We start from the raw sequence: 359 nt of genomic DNA on the forward strand, positions 1-359 counted from the left end.
CGACATCATGCTCATCAAAACGTTGTGGCATAACAACAACTGATTTTTTAGTTACCTCAATAATTTCACTGAAGTATTCACCGCCTTCGCCATTAAAAATAGACACATGTTCGCCTACTTTCATGCGCAATACGCGGCCAATATGGCCCGCTGCATCGTCGTTTAAAGAAACCGGGGTGTTTAAGGCAATACTCGATGCCTGATAAATATGAGGTACTCGCATGGGGGTCACTTATTTTATAGCGTAAAGGTGTATAGCGCTATGGTAAGTAAGCAGGGCGTTGTACGCAATTATTTATTTTTGTTTAAGTGAGTTGGCTAGTGCGATTTATTATTTAGGTGTTTCGGCAATATCGGTA

At 40.9% G+C, this 359-nt stretch carries 1 protein-coding gene; it reads right to left on the reverse strand.

Going from position 1 to position 359, the window contains the following annotated elements; translation table 11 throughout:
* A partial coding sequence (locus CWB99_RS23880) for an RNA methyltransferase PUA domain-containing protein (RefSeq protein WP_171045458.1) occupies positions 1-223 on the reverse strand: 223 nt, incomplete at its 3' end.
* Positions 224-359: the final 136 nt, after the last annotated feature.

The organism is Pseudoalteromonas rubra, from assembly GCF_005887095.1.
GTDB classification, from domain to species: Bacteria; Pseudomonadota; Gammaproteobacteria; order Enterobacterales; family Alteromonadaceae; genus Pseudoalteromonas; species Pseudoalteromonas rubra_E.